Source organism: Clostridium ihumii AP5, from assembly GCF_000612845.1.
GTDB classification, from domain to species: Bacteria; Bacillota; Clostridia; order Clostridiales; family Clostridiaceae; genus Clostridium_J; species Clostridium_J ihumii.
Genome location: NZ_CCAT010000090.1, coordinates 25501 through 48109 on the forward strand (window position 1 = coordinate 25501; position 22609 = coordinate 48109).

A 22609-nucleotide genomic window follows, 5' to 3' on the forward strand; every position below is an offset into this window, starting at 1 on the left:
TAATATGCAATATATATTTTATGTAGGGTGGAATTCATTCCAGCCATTTAAATATACAAATAAGGGTATTATGAATGAAATGAATAATATTATAAATAACTGTCAAATGTCCATTGTCAACTGTCAATTGGTAAAGTAGGCGAGGTTTTAACCTTGCAATTACATGATGTTGTATTAAAATTTATATCCATATTGAAAACCGCCAAGACTGAAGTCTCAGCTACTAAGGTGAAAAGATTAATATGCAATATATGTTTTATGTAGGGTGAAATTCATTCCAGCCATTTAAATATACAAATAAGGGTATTATGAATGAAATGAATAATATTATAAATAACTGTCAAATGTCCATTGTCAACTGTCAATTGGTAAAGTAGGCGAGGTTTTAACTTTGCAATTGCATGATGTTATATTAAAAATTATATCCATATTGAAAACCGCCAAGATTGAAGTCTCAGCTACTAAGGAGAAAGAAGTTAAGATAATCTCTACCATAACTTTTCACCTTTCACTCTTAACTCTTACTTGGTTCCAAATATAAAAATAGCAATAACCTATAAGAGTTATTCATGTTTCAGTTGAGAGTTTTAACTCTAAGTTTTAATCTGTATTTTTAAAATTGTAATTTTCAATTGTCAACTGGTCCCATATATAAATATAGCAATAAACTGTAAGATTAGTACTATCATTTGAGAAATACATTACTTTAAATTTGAACTTGGAACCCTATATTATATCTTAATTAAAAAAAATTTTGCGTAAAGTATCTATCTCCTTTACACAAAATTTCTTTATTATTCTTTATCTTCTTCACCAGATATTATTTCATACAATCCTTTAGCATCTTCTTTTGTAACATGTGATGCTATGTTTATAATTCTTGCTTTTAAAACTTGAGTTGCAAATTGTATTTCTATAATATCCTCTTCTTTTACATTTGTTCCCGCTTTAGCAACTTTTCCGTTGATAAGAACTCTTCCACTTTCACAAACTTCTTTCGCAACAGTTCTTCTTTTTATTATTCTTGAAACTTTTAAATACTTATCTAATCTCATTTTTTACTCCTACTCTAATTGATATAATATTCTGTACCTTTGAGAAGTTTTAAATTTTAACAAATAAACCTTCAAAGTTATTATCTCTTTAAATATCATAACATATATATGCTATATATTTAAAAAAAACCCAGAAAATTTCTAGGTTTTTAACAATATATTTTTATATATAATTATTTGTTAACTATATCTTTGAATTCTTTTCCAGCTTTGAAAACAGGTGCTTTTGATGCTGGGATATCTATTTCTTCTTTAGTTCTTGGGTTTCTTCCTTTTCTAGCTGCTCTTTCTCTAGTTTCGAAAGTTCCAAATCCTACTAATTGAACCTTTTCTCCTCTTGCTAAAGCCTCTTCAACACTTTCTATGAATGACTTTAAAACAACTTCAACATCTTTTTTAGTTAAACCTGATTTTTCTGCCATGCTTGTAACTAATTCTAATTTATTCACAATAGTACCTCCTTAATATTAAAACGCTTCTTCATTCATAACTTCATATACATTGAATATAAGATAGCATATTATCGACATATTTTTCAAGCTAAATTTTATTTATTTTTACTAAAAGTTTGAAATTTATCTATGCTTTGCTTCTTCCCATAACTCATCCATTTCTTCAAGTGTCATGTCCAAAAGGTTTAAGTTTCTGTCTCTTGCACAATCTTCTATAAATTTAAAGCGCTTTATAAACTTATCTATAGTATAATTTAAAGCAATTTCAGGGTCTATGTCAAGAAGTCTTGCAATATTTACTGTTGCAAATATTAAATCTCCCACTTCTTCTAGTATTCTTGACTGGTTTTCGCCATTATATACATCTTTTATCTCATTTAATTCTTCAATAACTTTATCCATAGCAGGATTTACATCATCCCAATCAAATCCTACCTTTGCAGCCTTTTTCTGAACTTTGTCTGCTTTTAATAAAGCTGGTAGCATTTTAGGTACATTTAGCATATCTTCTGTATAACTATCGTACTTCTTTTCTTCTTTCTTTATAGTTTCCCAATTTTTTAATACTTCATCACTATCTTTTACAACAGTATCTGAGAAAATATGTGGATGTCTATTTATCATTTTATCACATATGCCTCTTATTACATCATTTATATTAAAAAATCCTTCTTCTTTACTTATTTGAGCATGGAAAACTACTTGAAGTAGTAAATCCCCTAGTTCTTCTTCTAAGTTTATGTCATCTTCGTTATCTATAGCTTCTATAACTTCATAGCACTCTTCTATTAAACATCTTTTTAATGATTCATGAGTTTGCTCTAAATCCCAAGGGCAACCATCTTCACTTCTTAAAGTATTCATTATTTTTAATAAATCATGAAAATCTTTAACTTCATCCAACTTTTTAGGAATATATATAGATGTTAAATAATCTATATCTTCTTGTCTATCTAGTTCATATAATTTTATTTTTCTTATACTCTCTAAACCTTGCACTCCTGCTGCTCTAACAAAGTATATTTCTGTCTCGTCATTGTAATATTCTAATAATGCAAGCTTTGTTTCTGATGCTATAAACTTATTATAAACCTGTGTTATTATTAATCCTACTCTTTTATCTAAAATTTGATTATTTATATCAAATGCATCTATTATTTTTATTCCGCTTATAGGATCTATTTTTAAACTTTCCATAACAGCATCTACAAAACTAACTGCTGGCTCTATTTTGTATGGAATATTAAGTTCTTCACATTTTTTTATTAATAACGTAACTGAATTCTCTGCAACTAATGGATGTCCTGGCACTGCATACACAATTTCATCATTAGTTTCATATTTTTTTATAATGTCATCAGCTATAGACATATATACTTCATCAAAACTATTGCTTTTTTCATACATACAATCATAGCTTTCAAATTTTACTCCTAAGGACTTTAAGTACTCTACATTTGGATGCTTTTCAGTTCTAAATAAAACAGTTTCACTGTTTCTTAAAAGTTCTAAAGTTCCAACTGTAAGCGCTTCTTTAGCCCCAGGTCCTAATCCTACTATTTTAATCATTGGCTTCACGCTCCCTATATTTTATGCTTTTTCATAGGATTTCAAAATATATTTTTAAATTATACTTTTACCAATTTGAAAATTCAAGTTTATAATTTATTCATAATTATAATTTTAAATTCTATACTTATATTAAAATAAATAAACATTATATTTTAAGCTCTAAATGTTTGTTGAAATTTCCAATTATAATTACAATAGGCCTTTAAATAATTGATGTATAAATAAAAATTTTAGTTTTGTTTTCCCATAAAATTAAACATTAATCTTTGCAGTTTTTTTATCTCTTTTTATATCATTTATATCAAATACTTTTAATACTAGTATTAATACGCCATATACAATTGCACCCGCTATAATAGCTACTAAACAAGCTATTGTATTGCTTATTGTATAATTATAGACAGTATTATATGTGAATACAACCACAACAGTCATAAATAAAGTTGATATTGCTGGTTTTATTAAACTTTCCATAATATTTAATTTTACATCAAACACTTTTTTAATTTGTCTCATATTCAAAAATACTGTTACCATATATCCACACATTGTTCCTATAACAGCACCATATATGTTTATTACTGTTATAGGTATTAATACATAACTTATAATTACTTTAACTATGCAACCTATAGCTAAATTATAAACTGGTTTTAAATAATTGCCAACACTTTGAAGAAGTGCTGTAGTTGTTTGAGTTATTACTATAAACGGTACTGTAAGCGAAACGAATTTAAGTATATTATATCCCCCAACATCTTTCATAAAAATTAAATGCATTATAGGTGCTGCTAAAGTATATAATCCCATTGTGCATGGCAATGCTATTATAAAAGATAATTTAAAAGACATATCAACTCTTCTATTTAGTTCAAATTTATGCCCTGCAGCATAAGCTTCTGCAATTATAGGAACCAATGTTGAACAAAGTGCAATAGATAATGCAAGTGGTACATTTGCAAGAGTCATTGCCTTACCTGTTAATTGTCCATAAAGAACTGTACTTTCTGATATGTCAAAACCTGCTTTTAAAAGTCTTTCTGGAACTATCATTGAATCAATTAGTGACATAACTGTTCCAACAGCTGCTCCTAACGATATAGGAAGTGCAGCTTTAGCTATTTCTCCTAACATGCTCTTAGATTTCTTTGTAACATAATGTCTTTGAGTATTCTTATATCTCAAGTATGCAGATATTAAATATATAGTACCCATGACTCCACCAATAACAGTACCTATTGCAGCTCCTCCTGCACCATAAGCTATTCCTCTAGATACTAACACATAAGTAAAAAACACTCCGCCTATTACTCTACCGAATTGTTCTATTACTTGAGACACACCTGTATAAGTCATGTTTTGCATACCTTGGAAAAAGCCTCTTAAGGTACACATTATACACACAAATATTGGTGCTACTGCTATTACCATAAAGGCTATATATGAATTTTCATGCCACTTCATACCTCTTATTATAGGTTTTGCAAAGAACATCATTAAAAGTGATACAATTATTCCAAGCGGAAGCATAAATCTAAATGTATCCCTTAATACTTTTGTTGCTCCATCATAATCTTTTTTTGCATTTAATTCTGCAATTATCTTTGACATGGCTATCGGAACACCTGATGCTAATGCTACAAATGTCATATATAAAGGATACGACATCTGATAATATCCCATTCCTTCATCACCTATCAAAGCTTGTATAGGTATTCTAAAAAATAAACCTAAAAACCTTGCAAAAATAGCTGTAAAACCTAGTATCATTGTGCCCTTTACAAGCGATTGCTTCTTCATATTAGTTTCCCCCCAAATATTTTTTTAATATCAATATTATCTATTTAAAATTTATTGATTTCTTTTTTTATTTTCATATGAAGTTTGTCCATCTTTTTTTTAATCCAATAACAACTATTAGATCAGTTGAATTTATATTTTAATATTACTTTTTAGATTTTTATTTTTATTATTTTTCTTTGAATTCTATATATTTAAATAAATCATTTTATATGTATACTTTATTTTCAAATTTTCAATTTTATTACTTTTGAAACTAATATATTGAATAAATAATTCTTATAAATACATGGTTTTTCAATTTTAAAATTTCCATTTTTACTTAAACAAGTTTATCTCTAAACTAAATTCTTGATTTTAATATAAAAAATGAATTTGAACATTTATTCTCATATTTATCCATGACTTTGTAAATATTTTATTAATATTTTATTATGCAGTTTATTTGTCTTTTTTATGTCAATATTAATAAATGGTGGTTGCAGGGCAATAAAAAAATAATGGCATATAAATGCCATTATTGTTCCATTTGTTTTGCTAAGAAGGCGGATGCTGTTTCAGCTAGTTTTAACTCTAAATCTCCGAATTTTGCATTTTCCTCTTTAGAAACTATTATTACAGCTCCTATAGCATCTCCTTCTGCAACTATCGGACTTATAACTTGAGCTTTATAAACATTCTCATCTTCACTATCATATAGTGGAACTACTTTTTCTGAACCACTTCCTAATATAACAGCTCTTCTTCCCTCCATTATGCTTTCTATATCACTTCCAACTTTTTTATCCATATATTCTTTTTTAGAGCATCCACTAACTGATATAATACTGTCTTTGTCTGCTACTATTACTATATTTCCTATTGTTTGTTGAAGTGCTTCTGCATATTCTTTAGAAAACTCACTTAGCTCTTCAATTGGAGAGTATTTTTTTAATATAACTCCACCTTCTCTGTCTGTGAATATTTCAAGTGGATCTCCTTCTCTAATTCTAAGAGTTCTTCTTATTTCTTTTGGTATAACAACACGACCTAAATCATCTATACGTCTTACTATTCCTGTAGCTTTCATTATTTGATTCCTCCTAATAAGTTCAGTTAATTGTTTTATGTTGTGCTATTATTATCCTTCTATTTTTGAAATTTTATACACTATTATATAAATATTAGATTTATTTTAGTGAAATTTTTCATAATAAACCTATAAAATTATATATTACTAAATTTTTTGTCCTCTTTGTACCTGAGATTTTACCATAAGTTTATTATGATATGAGTATAAAATACGTTGTGCAAGAATGAATTCTCACCTACAATGGTTGGGTCTTTAATTTGAAGTTTGATTACTTTTTAAAAAAGAATGATGATTTGGTCTTTTATTTGATTTACTTCGTAGCTGAGGTTTTAACCTTGGCGAATTATAATGTGGGAATAAAAGCTTAAAATAATATATTTGAAATACGTCTCACAAGAATGAACTCTCGCCTACAATGGTTGGGGCTTTGATTTGAGATTTAATTTATTATAATAAAAAAAGAATAGCAAATTTCTTTACTATTCTTTCCATAAACATTTTACTGTAGATTTTTTTCATATACTTTCATTTCTTTTTTAGCTTCTTCTTGCCATTTTTGTGCTGCTTCTTGCCAAGCAGTATTTTGTTTATTAGTTAGTAATTCAGATTTTATTTGTTCTTTTAAACCGTCTAAAGGTTTTACTGGATACTCTTTTTTGTCATAACATTTTATGATATGATATCCAAATTGAGTGTGAACAGGTGCTGTAGTGTATCCACCTTTAGTTAAAGTCATTGCAAACTGCATAAATGTTGGATCCATTCCTGAGTTTACATAGTTAACCCATCCTAAATCTTCAAATCTATTCTCTTTTGCTGCTTCACCTTGTTTATCTGCTGATTCATCTTTTTTCTCTTCGTCTTTTTTGTCTTCAGATTTATTAGCATTCTTTTCTTCTTGAGCTTTCTTAACTTCATTTCCAAGCTCATCAAAGTCTTTTCCTTCTCCTAATTTTTTAATTATATCATTAGCTTCATCTTCAGTTTGAACTAAAATATGTTTTAACTGAGTTTGATTTGGTTTTTCTGTATATTCCATTTGATTAGAGTCATATTGTTTTTTAACCTCTTCATCAGTAACTTCAATATCCTTAATTACATGCTCATGTAACTTTTCAGATACTAATTGGAATTTTATATTTTGTTTTAAGCTTTCTTCTGTTTCACCAGTTTGTTTTAAAGCCTCTTTGAATTTATCTTCACTATCAAAAGAATCAACTATTTTCTTGTATTCTTCGTCTACATATTTTTTAGTTTCTTCTTCAGTTGGCATAGCTTTTAATTCTTCTGCCTTTTTCTCTATAATTTTTTGAGTAACCATATTATCTAATACTTTTTGTCTGTATTGTTTTAATACGTTTTTACCCTCTTCTGTATTTTCATAGTTTTCTCCATTTTGAGCTTTCATTTGATTTTTAACTGGAGCTAATTTTTCATCAATTTCTCCTCTTGTAATTTTCTCACCATAAATTTTAGCTGCTGTAGCTTTTGCTAATCCTTCAGGTGTTCTTTCAATTAAATTACATCCTGCTAATAGTGATGCAGTCATTATAGTCATCATAGCCACTGCTATTATCTTTTTAACACGTTTCACTGTTATCTCGTTGCCAATAATTTTTAAATCCTATGTAATTTCTGCAAAATTCATTAGAAACCATTTAGATTTATCTATTTTTATTGCAACAATTCACCCCTTCCATTCGGTATTTTATAAATTTAAAAAAAATTAAGATTAAAACTAAACCAAGGTTAATTTTAAAATATCAATATTGCATATGTGTGACATTTACATTATTTTATCACATCTTTTTCATTTTTAACATATTTAACCATTAATTTAAGTTTTTCTACTTACTTTTCTCCACAGAACCCATTTCACCATTTTTAAGTTCTATCATGTATTTTACCATGTCAATTAAGTCTTTTAAAAGATCATTTTTCTTGCTATCTACAATTTTGTATGCTAAAGCTGGAGTATCTCCTAGTTTGAAAGTAATAGTTTTTATATACTTATCAAGAATTCCAGTTATTATACCTTGTGTCAAATACTTTTTATTTTCAAAAGTTATTAGAACTTCACTTTTATTCTCTTTTATTTCAATTATGCCAAGTTCCCTTGCCAAACATCTTAAATATGCTATATCCATAAGATTGTACACTGATTTTGGAATATCTGAAAATCTATCTTCTATTTCCTCTTGTAATTCCATCATGTATTCATAGCTATCTATTGCAGCTATTTTCTTATACACTTCTATTTTTTGAGTTTCATCAATTATATAATTTGCTGGTATATAAGCATCTGTTTTTAATTCTACAGTTGTTTCTAGAGGTTCATTTTCAATTTCACCTTTTATAATTTTTATAGTGTCTTCAAGCATTCTACAATATAAATCATACCCAACTACAGCCATATGTCCATGCTGTGATGATCCCATTATATTTCCTGCTCCCCTTATTTCTAAATCTCTCATTGCAATTTTAAATCCTGAACCAAGCTCTGTAAAATCTTTTATGGCTTTTAATCTTTTCTCTGCAACTTCCGTTAAAATCTTATCTTTTGTGTATGTGAAATATGCATACGCTATTCTATTACCTCTTCCAACCCTACCTCTTAACTGATAAAGCTGAGAAAGTCCCATTTTATCTGAATCATAGATAATCATAGTGTTTGCATTTTGTATATCTATTCCTGTTTCAATTATAGTTGTACATACTAAAATATCATATTTATAATCAGTAAAATCTAATATTATTTGCTCTAGTTCTTTTTCTGACATTTGTCCATGTGCTATTGCAACATTTGCTTCTGGAATAAGCTTTTGTATGTATGCAGCCATGTCTTTTATTGTTTCAACTCTATTATATACAAATAATATTTGACCTTCTCTATTGATTTCCCTCATTATAGCATCTCTTACTAATTGCTCATTAAACTCAACTACATACGTTTGAATAGGGTATCTATTTTCTGGTGGAGTTTCTATAACACTTATATCCCTTACACCCGTTAGTGACATATGAAGTGTTCTTGGTATAGGTGTTGCTGATAATGTTAGAACCTCAACATTCTTTTTCATGTTCTTTATTTTTTCTTTATGAGTAACTCCAAATCTTTGCTCTTCATCTACAATTAAAAGTCCTAAATCCTTAAACACAACATCTTTTTGAAGTAATCTATGTGTTCCTACAAGTATATCTACATTTCCTTCTTTTAGTTCTTTTAATGTATTTTTTATCTGAGCAGAAGTTCTAAATCTACTAACCATATCAACACTTAATGGGAAGTCTGAAAATCTTTTCATCATATTTTTATAATGTTGTTGTGCTAATATTGTTGTTGGAACTAAAAATGCTACTTGTTTTCCTTCCATTACACATTTAAATGCAGCTCTAAGCGCAACTTCAGTTTTACCATAACCAACATCACCACATAAAAGTCTATCCATTGGCTTATCACTTTCCATATCCTTCTTGATATCATCAATAGATGTTAATTGATCTGGTGTTTCATCAAATGGAAATTCCTCTTCAAACTGTTTTTGCCAAACAGTATCTTTTGTGTATTTATGTCCCTTTATTTGAGCTCTTGTTGCATATAGTTTAACTAAATCTTCTGCTATATCTTCTATAGATTTTTTAACCTTATTTTTAGCTTTTACCCATTCTGCACTACCAAGCTTATTTATCTTAGGCGGATTACCGTCTCCCCCTATATACTTTTGAACTAAATCTAATTGTTCTGCTGGAACATATAAAGTATCTCCATTATTGTAGCTTAACTCTAAGAAGTCTTTTTTATTTCCTTGAACTTCTAATTGTTTTATTCCTTTGTATACACCTACTCCATGGTTTACGTGAACAACATAATCTCCAAGTTTTAATTCTGTAAAACTCTTGATTTTGCTAGCACCCTTTACCTTTTTCTTTCTTGAACTCTTTCTTTTAGATTGTCCAAATACTTCCTTATCAGATATTACACATATTTTAAGACTTGGATATTCAAATCCTTTTAATAAATTACCAAAAGTTACAACAACTTCTCCAAATTGAATATTATCAATTGTATCCTTATAAACAGCTTCTATATCTCTATCCTTAAGTGTGTCTATAAGCCTTTCTCCTCTTGTTCTTGTACCTGATAATATCACAGTCTTATATCCTTTTTTCTTCTTTTCCTTTATATCCTCTATGAGCATATCTAATTGACCATGATAATCATAAATTGTTACTTGAGAAAAACTTGAAATACTACGTGGTTTTAAAATCTTAGTTGATTTTGCCATTGCATCAACAGTTATAGTGTTTTTATTTTCTAAAAATTCTATAACTGATTTCGGTGGAATTAATAATTCACCTTGTCTTGGAAGAATATTTCCTCTATTTAAAAATGTTTCAAAATTTTGTTCAAATTCATAATATACACTTTCTAATTTCCCATTACATCTTTGAACTTCATCCACTATTACATAACAGTCTTTGAAATAATCAAATAATGTTGCTGTGCTTTCATAAAAATATGGCATGTAGCTATCTATTGTTTCAAAACTCCATGTTTCTTTAAGACTTTCTAGATTTCTAGTTATAATTGCATTTAATCTTTCTTTAGAATCTGAATCTTTCTTTTTGGTAAAGTTTTTAATCATGTCTTTAAAGTCAGATTCTATGCCCTTACATGCTTCTTCTATACTATCACTATTTATTATGATTTCTTTTGCAGGAAACACACTTACAGTTTTAACCTTGTCTATGCTTCTTTGGCTATCTGGATTAAAAGTTCTTATAGAATCTATTTCCTCATCAAACCATTCAATTCTATATGGGTATGCACCTATAGGAGGATATAAATCTAATATTCCTCCCCTTAAAGAAAACTGTCCTTTTGACTCTACAATGTCGCATCTTTCATATCCACATTCTATAAGTTTTTCTGCAAACTCTTTAATATCTACTGTATCTCCAACTTTAAATGAAAACATATATTTTTTAAACAATTCTACCGGAGTATAAGTAGATAAAAGTACATCTATAGATGCAACAACTATCTGAGATTTTTTCTTTAACATGCTACTTAGTATTTTAAGCCTTTCCCATCTTAAATCTCCTGATATTGCGTCTACATTATAAAACACTATTTCCCTAGATGGAAAATAGCTTATATCATTTACATATAAACTTAAGTCTTCATATATATTTTTAGCTTCAACATCACTATGAGTTACTATTAATATTTTTTCATTTATATGCTCATATATAGAATTTATTAAATAACTTTTCGCTGATTCCGACACTCCATACACAGCAATTGGAAACTCATTTTTATCTATACTTTGAGATATAACTTTAAATTCACTACTATTCCTAAGTGGAGCCATAAGTCCATTCAATCTCAAAATTATCACCTCTACTAAAATATCTATTTTAAAAATTGCTACAAATTAGTTCATATAATATATATTTTATAAATAAGGATAAAGCCTGTTTTTATAGAATAAAACAATATATTCAAAACTTGTTTTATCCATCAGGCTTTAATTATATATAAAATATTAATCGTCTAATCTTCAGATGCCTTAAATCCATTAAACTTATTCATTGCATCTTGTATACCGCTTGATACTATAGTTTCTATAGCACCAATGCTTGGTTCAAAAGTTTTTTCTAGTAATACTCTATCATCATTTGAAAATTTACCTAATACATGCTCTATAAGATCATACTTAGGTGCTCCTACTCCAACTTTTATTCTTGGAAATACTTCTGTGGTTAAATTAGCAATTATGCTTTTTATTCCATTATGTCCACCAGCACTTCCTTTAGCCCTAATTCTTAAAGTTCCAACATCTAAGCTTATATCATCATATATTACTATAACATTTTCATTTGGTATTTTATAAAAGTTGCAAAATTCTCTTACACTATCACCACTTAAATTCATGTAAGTTTGTGGTTTTAATAGTATAACCTTTTCTCCTTTTATTGATGTTTCACCATACATACCTTTAAATTTTGTCCTATTAATAGAAATATTATACTTATCTGCAAATAAATCTATAACATCAAATCCGACATTATGTCTTGTTTTATCATATTTTTCTCCTGGGTTACCTAATCCTACTACTAAATACATTTCATCCTCCATCGTATATTAAATATTCTAAATATAAATTCTACTCAAAAACAAATATAATTATTTATAATTTATATCCATTTTTCAATAATTTATTATGAATTCTCGTTTACAATTTTAAACTCAAATCTGTAATGTATATTAAATAACGTTATGCAAGGTTGAAACCTCGCCTACAATGGTTGGGACTTTAATTTTATTTGCTTTGTAGCTGAGGTTTTGACCTTGGCGGATTATATCCTTGCTAAGTTTTATTACTTCTATTCTTAAGATATACCAATCAACAAGAGGGACAGAGACATATTTAGGGCTATTTATTTTCTCATAATTTATTTCCCTTTTAAAAAAGATATTTATCTAAACTAGTAAAGTCAGTCCCTAAAAAATTTAAAATTAAGCTCAAATATTAAAATTTTAAAATGTGTCTTGCAAGAATGAATTCTCGTTTACAACTTTAAATTCAAATTTGTAATATATATCAAATTACGTTATGCAAGGTTGAAACCTCGCCTACAATGGTTGGAAATCAATTTAATTATCCTCGTAGCTGAGGTTTTAACCTTGGCGGTCTTTGATTTGGATATAACGACTAAAAAACAATACCTCATAATACCGTTTAGCAAGAATGAATTCTCGTTTACAACTTTAAATTCAAATTTGTAATATATATTAAATTACGTTATGCAAGGTTGAAACCTGGCCTACAATGGTTGGAAATCAATTTAATTATCCTCGTAGCTGAGGTTTTAACCTTGGCGGTCTTTGATTTGGATATAGTTCCTTAAAAACAATACCTCATAATACCGTTTAGCAAAAATGAATTCTCTCCTACAATTTTAAATTCATTTTTAATTTTTCATTTCTATAAGTTTTAAAGATATATTTGAAATTGTGTATTTTTCTGCAAGTTTAAGGAACGGTTTGTTGCCGTTCCTTAATTAATTATAAATATATTAATATCAATCTTATATTAAATATAACAAAATTACAATTATTTTTTAACATACACTTTAAATTTTCATATGAATCTTTGTCTCAATTAAAACCATTTCATTTAAAGTTTAATGTTATTTTATAAAATTAATTAGTCATTCTATAATAACCTAACCTTACATTTACAAATTCATATTTTCCTTTTTTAAGGATTTTGCATTCTACTAATTCTCCATCTTTTAAGCCTTTTAAACATCTATTTAAATCTTCAATTTCTTTCACTTGTATATTGTTCACTTCAACTATAATATCTGTTGGTCTTAATCCAGCTTCATATGCATTACTTTCCTTTAATACATCTTTAATATATATTCCTGTTATTCCTTCACTTGAACTCTTTGGTATAGCCTTTTCGCCAACTATTCCTAGTCCTAATTTCAATGAACTTCCTTTTTGCATCAATGCATCAATCACAGCTTTTGACTCTTTTAAAGATATTGCTAAACTTTCGTCTTTTAAGTGTTGTGAATAATTTAGTGCATTATTATTTATTCCTATAAATTCTCCCCTTAAATTACAAAGTGGTGTTCCTGTATCTCCAGGCAAAATTTTAACTGTATTTTTTATTGTTGTATATCCTATGGGCTGTCCACTTTGTCTATCTACTATTGAAACCCTTTGTTCCTTATTCTCTATTTTCCCATGTGAATAGTTCTCTTTAAATGAGTTAGCAATAGGATTTCCTATTGCTAACACTTCATCTCCATTATTAACCTCATAACTATCATTTATCGCCATTGCTTTCAAATTCGTTGCTTCTATCTTTATAACCGCTAAATCAAGCATTGCATCTACACCTATAACTTCAGCATAATACACTTTATTATCATTTAATTTAACCTTTATTTGGTCAGCATTATTTATAACATGTCGATTGGTTACTATATAACCATCACCACTTATAATTGTTCCTGCACCGCTGTTAAATTCTTCATGACTTTGAGTATTGATCTTACTTATAGATACAACTGATTCTTCTAAAATATTTGCAAGTTCCTTAATAGCCAATTCCTTTTCTTCTGATGTAACATTTTTTTGCTCTAATTTAATATTTTTCTCATTAATATTCTCAAATTTATAATCAACTATAAACTTAGCTGCTATTGCTCCTGAAAGGGAAGCTATAATAACATAAATAATACAGCGTTTTACTTTATCATAAAACTCTTTCTTTTTATCCTTCGCCTTTTGAAATCTAATATCATCACCAATATTAGTAGACGACTTGTCTTCCCAGCTCTTGTCATTATTCATATAGCTCCTCCTTCCCTCTCATCATCACTAAATTGTAAAGTCTCTCCCTAAAACCAACAATCTAACTTTTTCTATAACGTATCTATTAATTTACTTCACTAAAATTTTCACTATAAAATTCAAATACTGATATTTCATTATTGTTTAAGCTAATGTTAACGTAAATACAAACATTACACCATCTTCAGTGTTTTCAACCCAAACTTCTTCGTCTAACATAGTTATGATTTTCTTTACTATTGATAATCCTAGCCCAGAACTAACTCTGTTTGTTCTAGATTTATCTCCTCTATAAAATCGTTCCCATATGTTTTTAAGTTCATCATCTGATATATGCTTACCTTTATTTTCTATAGATATATAAGCTTTTCCCGCTTTTGTTTTGCAAGATATAATAATTAATGCCCCTTCATCAGAATGCTTTATAGCATTATCTAATAAGTTTATTATCACTTGGAATATTCTATCCTGATCTCCATAAACTAATAGTTCATCAGATTCAAAAAATACATCAACTTTTATTTTTTTCTCTTTTATTTTACCTTCATTCTTTAAAATGCTAAGCCTAATTATGTCATTAATGTCTATCTTCCTTAATGCTAACGTTATACGTCCTTCTTCAATTGCTGACATGTCTAAAAGATCATTAACAAGTCTTGTAAGTCTTTGCGTCTCTTCATAAGCTATTGTTAAATAATGTTCTTCCTTTTCTTTTGGTACAACACCATCTAATATCCCTCTAATAAATCCATTTATAGATGTTATTGGAGACCTTATATCATGAGATACATTGCAAATAAATTCACGTCTATTTTTCTCTACCTTTTCTAATGAATTAGCCATGGAATTAAATGCTTCTGCAAAGTTTCCTATTTCATCATTGCTTTTTATTTCAACTCTCTTTTCAACATCTCCATTTGCTATTTTCCTTGCTACTGTACTCATATTTTGCAATGGTTTTATAACTATTTTATCTACAAAAATGTAGATTATTCCAATAGATAAAATCATTACAATAGCCGTAGATAACCATATAATTCTATATATATTTATAAGTGATTCCTTTAATTGATTTGTCTTAACACCAACTATAATAGTTGCTACAACCACATTTTCATCACTTACAATGTCTTGCACTAAAGAATAATCTCCTGTAGGTATTAATTCATTTTTTTTAGTTACCTTTTCAAGAACGTTTTTCTTATTTTGGCCCAAGACATTCTCGTCATTTTTATCAAACACTTGCTTTCCTGTAATATTTTTTTCTTTGTCCTCTATGGATACAAATACATAGCCATTAGCATCCACTAAAAATATACTTTCTTCAAAGTGTTTACCAATAAATTTAATTCTACTTTCTAATTCGCCTGACTCTAAGTTTCCTTGCATATAACTTAAAGTTAATTCTTTTATTGCGCTTGCATGATTTAAAACCTGATCTTGTTTTTCTTCTATATAATGATTATTAAACCAAAGTGACAAAACTGTTGCTATTAGTGACAAACTAAAAAATATAATTACTGTGTATATAAGCACCATTTTTGAGAATAGGTTTTGTCTTGCCATTACTTCACCTCAAACTTATATCCTACACCCCAAACTGTTTCAATTTGCCAATTTGATCCGCCTTCAATCTTTTCTCTAAGTCTTTTAATATGAACATCTACAGTTCTTGAATCTCCTGGATAATCATATCCCCAAACTTCACATAATAACTGTTCTCTTGTAAATACTCTATTTTTATTACTAGCTAAATAATATAATAATTCAAATTCTTTAGGTGGCATTTTAACTTCTTGATTTTTATAAACTACACTATAAGAATTTGCATCTACTATTAAACTATCATATGTTATTGTTTCTTTATTTTCTGATTCCATTGTATATCTTCTTAAAACAGCTTTTACCCTTGCAATTAATTCCTTAGGCTCGAACGGTTTAACGATATAATCATCAGCTCCTAATTCTAGCCCTAAAACTTTATCAAAAGTTTCACCTTTTGCAGTAACCATTATAACTGGTATTTCGCTGTCTTTTCTTATCCATTTTAATACATCCATTCCATCAAGGTATGGTAACATTACGTCTAATATAACTAAATCCGGCTTAAAACTTAAAAAACACTCCTGTGCTTCTTTTCCATCGTGAGCAGTTTTTATGTTATACCCTGCACTTTCTAAGTACATTTTTATAACTTCGCAAATATTTTTGTCATCATCAACTACTAATACCTTAGCTATTGAACCTTCCATAACATAAGCCCTCCTAATTATTTTTATATATTTATATATTTACAATGTTTTTAATACATCATATAATACTTGTCCTTATAATTATCATACTATTATTAATATTAATTATAAATTACAATTCATTATATTAATAGACTTGTCTACATAATCTCTTCCAGGAAAATATTACCTCATGTTTAACATTGTTATATTTAATCATACTTCCATTATAATAGGTATGAGGTATAATTATAAGTTTTGTTACAAAACATTCACATTTTTTTGTAAATCTATGATATTACTATTACATTTTCATGAAAATTCATAAAAATAAGCATATAAATAAAGTGGTACTAAAAAAATAGTACCACTTTATTGTTTTATATTAATCAAATAATTTACTTACAGAAATATCTTGGTAAATTCTCTTTACAGCTTCAGCAAATATTGGTGCAACTGATAAAGTTTTTATTTTTTCTATTTGTTTTTCTTCTGCTAAATGAATTGTATCTAATACAACTAATTTTTTAATTGCAGATTTTTCTATTCTCTCTATTGCAGGTCCTGATAAAACGCCATGTGAACAGCATGCATAAACTTCTTTAGCACCTCTTTCAACTAAAGCATTTGCACCATTACAAATAGTTCCTGCTGTATCTATCATATCATCGATAAGTATAACTCTTTTATCTTTTACATCACCTATTATGTTCATGATTTCACACACATTTGCTTTTGGTCTTCTTTTATCAATTATAGCTATTGGTGCATTTAATCTATCTGCAAAGTTTCTTGCACGAGTTACACTTCCAAGGTCTGGTGAAACTACTACAACATCATCTGCATCTTTAAAACCATTTTCTATAAAGTGTTTAGCAAGGATTGGAGCTCCTGTTAGATTATCAACTGGAATGTCGAAGTAACCTTGTATTTGAGCTGCATGTAAATCCATTGTTAATACTCTATCAGCTCCTGCTGCAGTTATTAAATCTGCAACTAATTTAGCTGTTATTGGATCTCTTGCCTTAGCTTTTCTGTCTTGTCTTGCATAACCATAGTAAGGAATAACCGCTGTTATTCTTCCTGCTGATGCTCTTTTTAATGCATCAATCATTATTAAAAGTTCCATTAAGTTATCATTTACTGGTGAGTTAGTTGGTTGAACAACAAACACATCAAGTCCTCTAACTGTCTCAGCTATATTAACTGATATTTCTCCATCACTAAAGTGTCCTACCTTAGAGTCTCCAACTTTTAATCCTAAGATATTTGCTATATCTTCTGCTAATTTTGGATAAGAATTTCCTGTAAAAATCTTAATGTTTTTACCATGTGATATCATACGTAGTCCTCCCATTTTTATTACTTATTTTTTTTTACCCAATTTTCTTTATTTACTTGTCTAGCTCTTGCAATAGCTAGAGAATTTTTTGGCACTTTCTCTGTGATTGTTGAACCTGCAGCTATATATGTATCATCTTCAACTTCTACTGGAGAAACTAAATTAGTGTTACATCCTATAAATGCATTATTTCCAATAATAGTTTTGTTTTTATGAACTCCATCATAGTTAACCACTACAGTTCCACAACCAAAATTACATTTTTCTCCTACTTCTGCATCCCCTATGTATGTTAAGTGAGATATCTTTGTTCCATCTCCAATTGTAGATTTTTTGATTTCAACAAAATCTCCAATTTTTACTTTGTTTCCTATAACACTTTGTGGACGTATGTAAGCAAATGGTCCTACTGTTGTATTTTTTCCTATACTACTTTCTATTATAACTGAACTTTGAATTGTTACATCTTCTTCTATTTTACTATCGTTTATTCTACAACCTGGATATATTATACAGTTATCTTTTATAACTGTTTTTCCTTCTATAAAATTGTTTGGATATATTATTGTATCTTTTCCTATTTGAATATCACAATTTATATATACGTTATCTGGATCTATTAGGATTACTCCATTCTCCATATGTTTTTCATTAATTCTTTTTCTCATTATTCTTTCAGCTATGGCAAGCTCACCCTTAGAGTTTACTGCTGTAATTTCTTCTACTGGCACATCAACTGCGCCAATTTTCTTTTCTTTACCCTTTAGAATTTCTATAACATCTGTTAAATAATATTCGCCTTGGTTATTGTTATTATTTAAATTTGATAATGCAGATAATAATTCTTCAATATCAAAACAGTACATTCCTGAATTAATTTCTTTTACTTTTGCTTCTGTTTCATTACAATCTTTAAATTCAACTATTTTTTCTACTTCATTATTTGAATTTCTTATTATTCTTCCATATTTAGCTGGATTATCCATAATAGAAGTTAATATAGTTGCACTGAAACTTCCTTCATTATGATAATTTAAAAGTTTATTAACTGTTTCTTCAGTAATTAAAGGTCCATCTCCAACAAAAATTGCAACTGTTCCTTTTTTTCCTTTTAGGAATTCTTCTGCACACATAACAGCATGACCTGTACCTAATTGTTTATCTTGAACTGAATAAACAACATTTCTATCTTTTGTTCCTTCTTTTACTTTTTCTGCGCCTTTTCCTATAACTACATCTATATCTTCAACTTCACATTTTTTTAAAGTATCTATAACATGATTTATCATTTCTTTTCCGCATACTTTATGTAGAGTTTTAGGCGTTTCGGATTTCATTCTTTTTCCTTCTCCTGCCGCCAATACGATAGCACATTTATACACTTAATACACCTCTTTAAACTATATCTTAATTTTATACAAATTAATCCTTTAATTTGCATTATATATTCTAATACAATCAACATTTTTTATAATAATATTTAATTTTTACTAAATATTATTATTCATACCTTTATTAATTATATTTTATATAATTTATTTTTGCAAATAAAAGTGAATATTTTTTTAGTTTTTTTTCAAAAAGTACACCTTTTAATAATTTTATTCGCACTTTTATATGGTTTTTTCTTAATAATAAAACGCATAAAATACACTTTTTAACATTATTTATGTGTTCTATTGTTATAAATATGTTGTACAATTATTTTTTTACAAAAAAATAAAAAGGAACAACGTCCTTTTTATTTTTACAAATAAATTTATTTTTCTTCTGAATCAACAACAGTTTCTTCATTTCTAACTTTTTCATACTCACCTAATATAGCTGATTGTATTTTTTCTCTTGTTTCTGTGTTGATTGGATGTGCTATGTCTTTAAATTCTCCATCTGGAGTTTTTCTACTAGGCATAGCTATAAAATATCCATTTTGGCCTTCTATAACTTTAATATCATGTATAACAAATTCATTATCTAATGTTATAGACACTATGGCCTTCATTTTTCCTTCTGTAGCAATTTTTCTAACTCTAACATCTGTAATTTGCATATGAACTCCACCTCCAAGCTGTGCTATAGTGTATTATTCTCCATATTTTTTAAATATCCTCTTTATTTTTTTGCAATTTTTTATTTTCTAACTATTTTAACAATTTATTAAAATTTTTCTTATAAATTTTCCTATAAATAAGAAAAGAAGCATTATAAAATGCCTCTTTCTATTATAAATTCCTATTGCCTATATTTTATCTATGTACTTTTCTGATGGCTTCACAATAGCTGTCCCGTCTTCACTTATTCCATTATACTCTATAAGTGATACATAATTTTTTATTATTTTCTCTTTTGCATCAAAGTTGTTGTCAACAAGAACACCACAACCTACAAGTTCACTATCAAACTCTTGTAGAAGCTCATCTATTCCCTTTGCAGTTCCGCCACCTCTCATAAAGTCATCAATAAATAGGCATTTACTATTTTTCTTCATTGCTTTTCTTGATAAAGACATAGTTTGGATTCTCTTATTAGTTCCTGATAAATAATTAACATTAACACTTGCACCTTCTGTTACTCTAGTTCTATTTCTAACAGTAACTAACTGGACTCCTAAATTTTTAGCTACTTCGTATGCTAGTGGTATTCCCTTAGTTTCTATTGTAACTATATAATCAACTTCTATATCTCTAAACATAGCAGCTAGTATTTTTCCTGCTTTTGATATAATGTCTGGATTAAACATTAAGTCTGTAACATATAAAAAATCTCCAAGCATTATTCTATCTTTTTCTCTAAAAACATCACAAAGTTCTTGTATAAATAAATTCTTTTCATATTTAGACATATCTATAGTAAACTTTATTCCACCAGCTGCTCCTGAAACTGTTTCAACTTTTCCCATATAAAGTTTTTCTAAAGTTTCTCTAACAATAACTACATCTTCACTTACTGTAGATTTTGCTGCATTAAATATTTCTGTAAATGTATTTAAATTAACTACTCTGTTTGGTGACTCTGTTAAAATTTTTGTTATTCCAACAACCCTTTGATTTCTACTAAACTTCTCAGATGATTTTTCCATACTCTAATTTACCTTTCTCAACTTATAATCTTTTAGATCTCTTTTATATCATAATTTATATATCAACTTTTTTATCTATTCCTTAAACAAAACTTCTATTATTTCTTTTACTTTATCATTACATATATAATAGTTTACTTCAAGTCCATCTCTATTTCCTTTTATTATACCTGCTGCCCTTAACTTTTGCAGATGTTGAGACACTGTTGACTGTGGAAGCTCTAAGCAATTTTGCATACAAGTTACATTTCGTTCACCCTTTTCAAGTAAACTTCTTACTATACATAACCTTGCTGGATGCGCTATCGCTTTTAAAATTTCTGCATACTCTATATATAATTCATTATTATTCCCCATAAAACAAACAACCTTTCTAAATTTCTCTATAGGATTTAAATCTTAAACTTAATAAATATTATCTTCCTTAATTAATAATATTAATTTTGAATTTATATCATTCATAGAATTCCAAGCTGGAATTTTAAACAATAGATTTATCAAATGACGTTACTTATATTACAGTTTATTCTATTATCATGTTGGAAACCAATTAAAAAGTAAGAGTGAAAAGTGAATAGTGATAGTGAATATTACTCACTTCGTTCTTAATATTTAAAAATAGAACTATAAAAAACTAGTTTTTTTATATACTTTAACTAATTTGCTTAGCAAATTATCATAAAAATTGATTTTTTAAAAACTGAGACGTCAGTTTTATCCTTCATTGTTAATTGTTAATTTTTTATAGCACTTTCTCAACTGAAACATGAATAACTTAAAGTTTCAACTTGGACTCCTATATTATTATATACATTATTCATATATTATGATTTATAAATATATTATAAATAATAATATGCAAATTTAAAACACATTTTATACAATAACTATTATTTCACGTTTTCTAAATGTTAAACATCATTGTTCTAAAACTTCAAACTCATATTTCATTGTTGCTTTTGGTATAATTTTTCAAATAAAACGTGAATAACTATATGTTTTTGAGAAATACTATTATAAGATTTTAAGTTACTTATATATTTTTACTACAACTTGATTATAAAGAGGTGTTATAATGAAAAAACTTTTTACAGAAGAAGATTTAAAACATGCTTTTGATTTAGGAAAGCAACAAGCTATCCTAGATTCAAAATCAAACCAAAATAATGCAAGACAAAATGAATTTTCATCTGAGATTTCCTCCAAGAATGAAAATAAAGATTCCCAAGATTTATTTTAAATACACCTTAGCACATATTAGAAAAAGTGGATTTTTAAATCCACTTTTCTCTTTTACATTTATTTTCCTTTTGTAGCTAAATATAGGGTTCCAAGTTCAAATTTAAAGTAATCTCTTTATCAAATGATATTATTAAGCTTACAGTTTATTTCTATTTTTATATTTGGAACCAAGTAAGAGTTAAAAGTGAAAAGTTATAGTTGATATTACTCACTTCGCTTTTAATATCTAAAAATAGAAATGCTTAAAAACTACGTTTTTATATTGTTTTCAACTAATTTGCTCTGCAAATCTAATAAAAAATCATTCTTTAAAATTGGAAGTCCAATTTTCACATTAACTTTCAATTTTCAATTTTCCATTTCCAATTAAATTAATTAGAATTCTCAACT

General features: G+C 27.7%; 17 protein-coding genes. 1 reads left to right on the forward strand and 16 read right to left on the reverse strand.

The genetic code is table 11. The features are described from left to right. Nucleotides 1–794: 794 nt before the first annotated feature. From BN346_RS19905 to BN346_RS19985, 16 genes are all read right to left on the reverse strand, one after another. Complete coding sequence (locus BN346_RS19905) at nucleotides 795–1055, reverse strand: RNA-binding S4 domain-containing protein (protein WP_040330861.1); 261 nt, start codon at nucleotides 1053–1055, stop codon at nucleotides 795–797. Nucleotides 1056–1228: 173 nt separating this feature from the next. Next, nucleotides 1229–1504 carry an HU family DNA-binding protein gene (locus BN346_RS19910; protein ID WP_040330862.1) on the reverse strand — a complete coding sequence of 92 codons (276 nt, stop codon included), beginning with the start codon at nucleotides 1502–1504 and terminating at the stop codon, nucleotides 1229–1231. Nucleotides 1505–1630: 126 nt separating this feature from the next. Further along, nucleotides 1631–3076, reverse strand: a complete 1446-nt coding sequence (gene yabN / locus BN346_RS19915) for a bifunctional methyltransferase/pyrophosphohydrolase YabN (protein WP_040330864.1) — start codon at nucleotides 3074–3076, stop codon at nucleotides 1631–1633. 255 nt (nucleotides 3077–3331) lie between these two features. Next, entirely contained in the window at nucleotides 3332–4879 is a 1548-nt protein-coding gene (locus tag BN346_RS19920) for a putative polysaccharide biosynthesis protein (protein ID WP_040330865.1), read from the reverse strand. 517 nt (nucleotides 4880–5396) lie between these two features. Then, nucleotides 5397–5948: a stage V sporulation protein T gene (spoVT, locus tag BN346_RS19925; RefSeq protein WP_040330866.1), complete on the reverse strand. Its 552-nt coding sequence runs from the start codon at nucleotides 5946–5948 to the stop codon at nucleotides 5397–5399. Nucleotides 5949–6450: 502 nt separating this feature from the next. Then, nucleotides 6451–7545, reverse strand: coding sequence for a SurA N-terminal domain-containing protein (locus BN346_RS19930; RefSeq protein ID WP_040330867.1), 1095 nt, complete (start codon nucleotides 7543–7545; stop codon nucleotides 6451–6453). Between the two features lie 253 nt (nucleotides 7546–7798). Next, a complete protein-coding gene (mfd, locus tag BN346_RS19935) occupies nucleotides 7799–11344 on the reverse strand; it encodes a transcription-repair coupling factor (protein WP_040330869.1) in 3546 nt (1181 codons plus the stop codon). A gap of 164 nt (nucleotides 11345–11508) precedes the next feature. Further along, on the reverse strand, nucleotides 11509–12081 hold the full coding sequence (gene pth, locus BN346_RS19940) for an aminoacyl-tRNA hydrolase (RefSeq protein ID WP_040330870.1): 573 nt from the start codon (nucleotides 12079–12081) through the stop codon (nucleotides 11509–11511). Nucleotides 12082–13161: 1080 nt separating this feature from the next. Continuing rightward, entirely contained in the window at nucleotides 13162–14328 is a 1167-nt protein-coding gene (locus tag BN346_RS19945) for a S1C family serine protease (protein WP_040330871.1), read from the reverse strand. Between the two features lie 144 nt (nucleotides 14329–14472). Beyond that, a complete protein-coding gene (locus tag BN346_RS19950; RefSeq protein ID WP_040330872.1) occupies nucleotides 14473–15894 on the reverse strand; it encodes a sensor histidine kinase in 1422 nt (473 codons plus the stop codon). Beyond that, nucleotides 15894–16580: a response regulator transcription factor gene (locus BN346_RS19955; protein ID WP_040330874.1), complete on the reverse strand. Its 687-nt coding sequence runs from the start codon at nucleotides 16578–16580 to the stop codon at nucleotides 15894–15896. The genes BN346_RS19950 and BN346_RS19955 overlap by 1 nt, the downstream gene beginning before the upstream one ends. 364 nt (nucleotides 16581–16944) lie before the next feature. Further along, the gene (locus tag BN346_RS19960) at nucleotides 16945–17901 is read right to left on the reverse strand and encodes a ribose-phosphate diphosphokinase (RefSeq protein ID WP_040330875.1); all 957 of its coding nucleotides are present in this window, start codon (nucleotides 17899–17901) and stop codon (nucleotides 16945–16947) included. 20 nt (nucleotides 17902–17921) lie between these two features. Further along, nucleotides 17922–19283, reverse strand: a complete 1362-nt coding sequence (glmU, locus tag BN346_RS19965; protein WP_040330876.1) for a bifunctional UDP-N-acetylglucosamine diphosphorylase/glucosamine-1-phosphate N-acetyltransferase GlmU — start codon at nucleotides 19281–19283, stop codon at nucleotides 17922–17924. Between the two features lie 377 nt (nucleotides 19284–19660). Further along, on the reverse strand, nucleotides 19661–19948 hold the full coding sequence (gene spoVG, locus BN346_RS19975) for a septation regulator SpoVG (protein ID WP_040330878.1): 288 nt from the start codon (nucleotides 19946–19948) through the stop codon (nucleotides 19661–19663). 189 nt (nucleotides 19949–20137) lie between these two features. Next, nucleotides 20138–20977: a pur operon repressor gene (gene purR, locus BN346_RS19980; RefSeq protein WP_040330879.1), complete on the reverse strand. Its 840-nt coding sequence runs from the start codon at nucleotides 20975–20977 to the stop codon at nucleotides 20138–20140. Between the two features lie 75 nt (nucleotides 20978–21052). Continuing rightward, the gene (locus tag BN346_RS19985) at nucleotides 21053–21334 is read right to left on the reverse strand and encodes an ArsR/SmtB family transcription factor (RefSeq protein ID WP_040330881.1); all 282 of its coding nucleotides are present in this window, start codon (nucleotides 21332–21334) and stop codon (nucleotides 21053–21055) included. A gap of 718 nt (nucleotides 21335–22052) precedes the next feature. On the opposite strand from BN346_RS19985, the gene BN346_RS21835 reads away from it, so the two are divergent. Continuing rightward, nucleotides 22053–22217, forward strand: a complete 165-nt coding sequence (locus BN346_RS21835; protein ID WP_158644521.1) for a hypothetical protein — start codon at nucleotides 22053–22055, stop codon at nucleotides 22215–22217. Nucleotides 22218–22609 lie beyond the last annotated feature (392 nt).